Annotated in this window: 6 protein-coding genes; all 6 read right to left on the reverse strand. The window is 68.4% G+C overall.

The features are described from left to right. Window positions 1-138: 138 nt before the first annotated feature. Window positions 139-1,269, reverse strand: a complete 1,131-nt coding sequence (locus SY1_RS06835) for a glycosyltransferase (RefSeq protein WP_208873194.1) — start codon at window positions 1,267-1,269, stop codon at window positions 139-141. Continuing rightward, the gene (locus tag SY1_RS06840; protein WP_015556589.1) at window positions 1,254-2,882 is read right to left on the reverse strand and encodes an HAD-IIIC family phosphatase; all 1,629 of its coding nucleotides are present in this window, start codon (window positions 2,880-2,882) and stop codon (window positions 1,254-1,256) included. Before SY1_RS06840 ends, SY1_RS06835 begins: the two co-directional genes overlap by 16 nt. Before the next feature lie 8 nt (window positions 2,883-2,890). Next, the gene (locus tag SY1_RS06845) at window positions 2,891-3,523 is read right to left on the reverse strand and encodes an acetyltransferase (protein ID WP_015556590.1); all 633 of its coding nucleotides are present in this window, start codon (window positions 3,521-3,523) and stop codon (window positions 2,891-2,893) included. Then, window positions 3,516-3,740 carry an acyl carrier protein gene (locus SY1_RS06850; RefSeq protein ID WP_015556591.1) on the reverse strand — a complete coding sequence of 75 codons (225 nt, stop codon included), beginning with the start codon at window positions 3,738-3,740 and terminating at the stop codon, window positions 3,516-3,518. Before SY1_RS06850 ends, SY1_RS06845 begins: the two co-directional genes overlap by 8 nt. 151 nt (window positions 3,741-3,891) lie before the next feature. Further along, window positions 3,892-4,191 carry an HMA2 domain-containing protein gene (locus tag SY1_RS06855; RefSeq protein WP_015556592.1) on the reverse strand — a complete coding sequence of 100 codons (300 nt, stop codon included), beginning with the start codon at window positions 4,189-4,191 and terminating at the stop codon, window positions 3,892-3,894. Continuing rightward, on the reverse strand, window positions 4,188-5,821 hold a 1,634-nt coding region (locus SY1_RS06860), incomplete at its 5' end, for a heavy metal translocating P-type ATPase (RefSeq protein ID WP_208873196.1). The genes SY1_RS06855 and SY1_RS06860, both read right to left, overlap by 4 nt.

The following is a 5,821-nucleotide window of genomic DNA, read 5'->3' on the forward strand; positions in this document are numbered from 1 at the left end:
GGGGGGCCAAAAACTACTCCTCTCTTGAATTGGTATCACATCCCATTACGCCGCTCGGCCATCCCGTTCTGCCCCGTCCTCCTCTGCGGGGCGCAGTGGTGCTGGGGCTGGCCGGTCCACTACGACCAGCCAGCCCGATTACCCCCGTTCTTTCAGAAGGAGAGAGTATATCTTCTCATGGGATCGCAGGAGCTCCCGGACGTCCCAGCGCGGGTCCGGGATGGGGCGCTCCGTTGGCGGATCGGTAGCCATCATCAGCATGTCCGCCGCCAGGGCCGCGGGCTTGCCGACGGGAAAGAGGGCGCCGCGCGAGGGAGCCGTGACGAGGTCCCGGATGCCCCTTGCGTCCGCACCCAGGACGGGGACGCCCAGAGCGAGGGACTCCATGACACTGCGGTTCAAGCCCTCGCGCTCGGAGGGCAGCACCGTCGCCAGGGAGGCCAGCATCAGGGCGGGGACGTCGTTTCGCTGCCCCAGGAAGTGGACCTGGGGCAGGAGCCCAAGCGTTGCTGCGCGCTCCCGCACCGCATCCTCCAGGGGGCCGCGGCCCGCAAACGCCAGGTGCAGGTCCTTTCGCCCCGCGATGGCGAGAGCCTCCAAGGCGTCCCGGTGGCGCTTGCCGGGGTTGAACTCCGCCACCATGAGGAAGATCTTGTCCGAGGGGGCGAGGCCCAATTCCTGCCGTACATCGCTTTCGCCGGCTGCATTGACGGACGTTCGATTCCAGAGCGCCAGGTCGAGGCCGATGCCGGGGAGGAGCGCCAGCCGGTTGGGTGGGACCAGGGCATGGGCGAAGGCGGCGTCGTAATCCTCCTGGTTGATGACGATCAGGTAATCCGTCCAATGGGCGGCCCTCTGTTCCAGCGCGAAGTAGAGCAGGTTCTTCAGTCGATGCCCTCCCCGGAAGAAGTGAAATCCGTGGGCGGTGTAGACGACCCTGGGGCGCTTTCGGCCCGTCAGCTTCCGGAGGGCCATGCGCGTGACGAAGGACGCCACCGGCGTGTGGACGTGTACGATGTCGTACCCCTCGCGCAACACGAGGTCGCGAAGGGCGCGGTTCATGGCCCTGAGGTTCTTCAGTTGCCACGGCCTTCGGGTGAAGGCGGCCTCGTGACAGGCGTCGAAGGTCTCGAGGCACTCCGGCTCAGAGGACGCTCCCCGCGCCAGGGCGTCCACCTGCCACCCCAGGGCGCGAAAGTGGCGCGCGTAGGGCAGGAGGAAGGCCTTGAGCGTTGAAGCCACCGTCGTGACGATCAGGAGTTTCGGCACAGGCAGGACCTCCTTTCCGGAAAGGGGGCGCTGAGCGTCCAGGCGTCCCCGTCCTGGGCGTACCCCATGTCCCGCCAGAAGTCCTTCACGGGGCCGTTTTTCGCCGTGGGGAGGTAGCGCCCCGTGAGGCGGGTGACCCCTTCGGCGGCCAGCAGCTCCTCCACCCAGGCAAGCAGAGCGGACTCGACCCCGCGCCCCATGGCGCGACAGCTCATCAGGAACGTGTCGAAGGAGGCGGAGGTCCCCCCCCGGTCCAACTCGACGATGACGAGGGCGATGCGCCCGTAGTCCCCGTAGCGGTCGCTGAGGCCCGCGATCCAGCCCCTGCGGCGTTCGTCCTGCGTCATGGCCCGAAGGTCCGCCTCGGAGTAGCGGCGCGTCGTCAGGTTGAACTGGTTGGTCTTGGCGCAGAGCTGCGCCGCCCGCGGGATTTCCTCCTCGCCCAGGGGGCGCAGGCTGAGCTGCATCTCCAGGGAGGCGAGGTAGTCCCCCAGCGAGGCGTGGGCGCGCGCCTCCGCTCTTCTGGCCTCCGCCCGGTACATCGCGGTCTTGCCGGCGTCCTCGGCGCTCAGGCACGGAGCGGTGAAAAACCGGTCTGCAACCTCGCGGATGAAGGCGGGCAGGGCGGAGGTGTCCGGCGGGAACTCCGGGACCTCCACCTCCGGGCAGGCCGCGCGCACGGCGGCCCGTTCCGCCGGGTTGTCGTCGATGAAGACCAGGGAGTCCATGCCGATGTTGAGCGCGCCGGCAATGTCCCGCACGTTTTCGGGCTTGGGCCGCCAGTTGGCGCGGACGACGGCGAAATCCTCCTCACGCAGGACGGCGTGCGGGTGTTTCCGAAAGGGCAGCAGCGCGTCCTCGACGTCGTTCTTGGAGTTGATGGCCAGGAGCACGCCCTGCGCCGACAGGGCCTTGACGAGGGCCTGAACGTCGCGGTAGGCCGCCCCGACGCCGTGGTCGGACAGCGCGATGCCCTCCAGCCCGTCCTCGCTGACGACGCCGCCCCACAGCGTGTCGTCCAGGTCCAGCACGAGGCACTTCCTGCGGCTGCAGGTCAGGACGCGGAGGACGCGGGACGCCTCCTGCGCCAGGCGCTTTTCGCCCTCCGCCGAGAAGGGGAGGGCCCCGAAATACCACGTCTTTGCGTTGTAGAAGCGCGCCCTGCCGACCTCCGCGGCGAGGGATTCCAGGTCCAGCACGGGAAGGTCCATGGCCGCCAGGCCGGAGCGCCAGCGATGGGACGCCTCCCGCGCCGGGTCCGCCGCTGCCAGGGGCAGCGCAGGCGGGGAGGGGAGGTCCAGGGTGGAGACGACCAGCGTGCGGTCCGGGTGTGCGTCGCGCGCCCTCCGGATGAGGGTCAGGGCGTCGTCGAGGACGCCCGCGAAGCCGGCATCGACCCCGTCGGGGAAGAGCGCCGGCCCGTGCAGGAGCAGCAGGAGCACGCCCCGCGGCTCCTGCCAGATGGAAGACGTCTCCGAAAGGAGCTCCATGCGCCACGTGTCGAAGCCCGGCGTGGTGCGGGCGTCAACGCCCTCGCCGCAGAGCCGCATGGCGAGGCTCTCGGCGGTGAAGTTCGCAAGGAGGATGAGCGGCCCGTTGTCGGTCTGCCTCATGGCCCGCCTCAGAACTTTCGTGCCGGGTTGCCCAGGACCGTGCAGCCCTCAGGCACCGGCGTCATGACGATGGCCCCCATGCCGACGGTCGCGCCCGAGCCGACGGCGACCCCCTGAAGGATGGCGGAGTTCACCCCAATCAGCGCGTCGCTCCCGACGGTCACGTTTCCTGAGATGTCCACGTTAGGCATGACGGAGCTGAAGTCCCCGATCGTGGTGTCGTGGCCGACGTGTGTGCCCGTGTTCAGAAAGACGCACCGCCCCAGCCGGACCTCCACGGAGACGGAGCAGAAGTGGGAGATGATGACGCCCTCATCGAGGCTCACGCGGGAGGACAGCCGGGCCTCCGTGTCGATCACGCTGGGGAATGTCACGTTGGGGCAGTCCCGCTTCAGCGTCTCGTAGAGCCGGCGCTTCGCTGCCGGGTTGGCGATGGCGATGGCGACGTCCAAAGGGCCGTTGAACCCCTTGATGAACTCCAGTCCGCCGAGGAATTCGGAGCCGCCCAGGTCGCCGGAGGCTCCGCCGTCGTCGACGAAGCCCAGGAGGCGCCAGAAGCGGTGACGTTCGTTGATGCGGCGCACCATCTCTCCCACCTCGCGCCCAAGGCCTCCGGCGCCGTAGACGACGAGGTCATGCATGGCACTGCTGCGCGAAGCGGATCAGGTCCGGGACGCCCCTGACCTCCGCGATCCTCTCCAGCGGGATGGAAAGGCCCGCCTCGTCCAGGGCCATGACGATCTGAAGCGTCTTCAGTGAGTCCCACTCCGGAACGTCCGTCATGACCGTTTCCTCCGCCAGGGGAGCGCCCAGGACGTCGGAGGCTATCTGTAAAATGGTCTGTGCAATGACCTGCATGTAAGATCACCCTTAAATTGATCGTTCAAAAGCACCGACACCATTTTACCCCCTTTTCCCCCTTCCGTGCAGGGCGTTGGGCGCGAGAGGAGGCGGTGAAGATGAAAAAAGCGCCGCTGGCGCGGCGCAGCGATGCAGCGGTCGGTAGGCGTCAGCCCAGCAGGTGGCGCAGGTCCGTCAGCGCCGCATCAAGGGCGGCGCGGCGTTCGTCCGCGGGACGGCGCTCGAGGGCGTTGATGCGGTCGAAGATCGGCAGGGCGGGCGCGAGGCGCTCCAGGGGAAGCCGGTCCTTGTCGTACTCCAGGAGCAGGCCTTGCGTGCGCCGGTTGACCTGAGCCCGGCGCACCCCCCCGATGGCGAGCAGCCCCTCGCTCAGGCGGCGGGCCAGCTCCTCGTCGTGCAGCAGGGGGGAGCGCAGGCGAACGCGCCCCTCGATGAAGCTCTCGATCATGCGTCTGCCTCCATGGAGGTCGAAGGGGAGGGCAGAAGCGGCGTCAGGCTGAAGGCGCCGGCTCCCAGCGTCACCAGGTTGTGCAGCAGCGCGGCCGTGCCGGGGGTGATGGTGCCGCCCGTCCCCAGCGCAAGGAGGAGCGTGTTGGCGCCGACGATGAAGGTGTAGTTGCGACGAATCTTCTGCATGACCTTTGCCCCCAGGAGCCGGGCGTCCGCGATGGCCGTCAGGCGGTTGTCCGTCAGGACGATGTCCGCGACCGCCTGGGTGATGTCCGCGCCGCTGCGCATGGCGATGCTGACGTCGGCGGCCGCCAGCGCGGGGGAGTCGTTGATGCCGTCGCCCACCATGACGACGCTGCCGCCCTCCTGCTTCCACTGCTGGACGAGCCTCGTCTTGTCCTCCGGCAGGAGCTGAGCCATCGTCTCGTCCACCCCCACCCTTCCGGCGACGGCCCGCGCGACGTGGGGGTTGTCCCCGGTGAGCATGACGACGCGTTTGACGCCCGTGTCGTGAAGGCGCCGGATCGTCTCGGCAGCGTCCTGCCTCAGCGGGTCCTCGATGCAGAGGAAGCCCGCCAGGCGGTCCCCGATCGCCAGGTAGAGCATGGAGCGCTCCCCCCGCTTTCGTTCGATGATCGCCTGCTGTTCGGGCGAGGGGACGATGCCCATGTCCTCGAACACGAAGTGCGCGCTCCCCAGCAGGACCCTGTCCGTGCCGATGTGGGACACGATGCCGTGGGCCGCGATGTACTCTATGGTGGAGTGCTTCTCCTTGTGCGACAGCGCCTCAAGTTCCGCCTGCCTCACGACGGCCCGCGCCAGGGAGTGGGGGAAATGTTCCTCCAGACAGGCCGCGGTCCGCAGGACCTCGTCGCGGTCGTATCCCTCGAAGGGGACCACCTCCGCCACGGAGGGGGTGGAGACCGTCAGGGTCCCCGTCTTGTCGAAGACGAACGTCTCGGCGGAGGCGATCGCCTCGAGGAATCGCCCGCCCTTGATCAAGACGCCGCGCTTCAGGCCCTCGCGCATGGCCGCCAGGATCGCGAGTGGCGTCGCGAGCTTGATGGCGCAGGAGTAGTCCACGAGCAGCGCCGAGACGGCCCGCACGGCGCTTCCCGTCAGGAAGTAGATGCCGCCCGCCAGGAGGAAGCTCCAGGGGACGATGGCGTCCGCCATCCTCTCCGCCCGGCTCTGGACCTCCGCCTTCAGGCCCTCCGACTCGTCGATCATCGCCGCGATCCTGTGGATGCGCGTATCGCTGTCAAAGGCCGTGACGCGAACGACGAGCTCCCCGTCCTCGACGAGCGTTCCGGCGTAGACCGAGAGGCCGGGCGTGCGCCGGATGGCGGTGGACTCGCCCGTCATCGCCGACTGATCGACCATGGCGTCCCCGTCCACGACGACGCCGTCCACCGGGATGACGCTGCCCGTTCGGACGACGACGCAGTCCCCGATGGCGAGCTCCTTCATGGGGATCTGGACCTCGCACCCGTCGCGCCTGATCCAGAGCTGATCGACCTTCAGCGTCAGGCTGTCGCCCAGGCTCTCCTGGGACCTCCTGTGCGTCCACTCCTCCAGCATGTCCCCCAGGGTCAGGAGCGTCGTGATGACGGTGGCGGTGCGAAAGT

The sequence above is a fragment of the Fretibacterium fastidiosum genome (genome assembly GCF_000210715.1).
GTDB classification, from domain to species: domain Bacteria; phylum Synergistota; class Synergistia; order Synergistales; family Aminobacteriaceae; genus Fretibacterium; species Fretibacterium fastidiosum.

Excerpts from the sequence above, each read along its gene's own strand:
- SY1_RS06840 (WP_015556589.1), bottom strand. The coding sequence starts at position 2,882 with ATGAGGCAGACCGACAACGGGCCGCTCATCCTCCTTGCGAACTTCACC.
- SY1_RS06845 (WP_015556590.1), bottom strand. The coding sequence starts at position 3,523 with ATGCATGACCTCGTCGTCTACGGCGCCGGAGGCCTTGGGCGCGAGGTG.
- SY1_RS06850 (WP_015556591.1), bottom strand. The coding sequence starts at position 3,740 with ATGCAGGTCATTGCACAGACCATTTTACAGATAGCCTCCGACGTCCTG.
- SY1_RS06855 (WP_015556592.1), bottom strand. The coding sequence starts at position 4,191 with ATGATCGAGAGCTTCATCGAGGGGCGCGTTCGCCTGCGCTCCCCCCTG.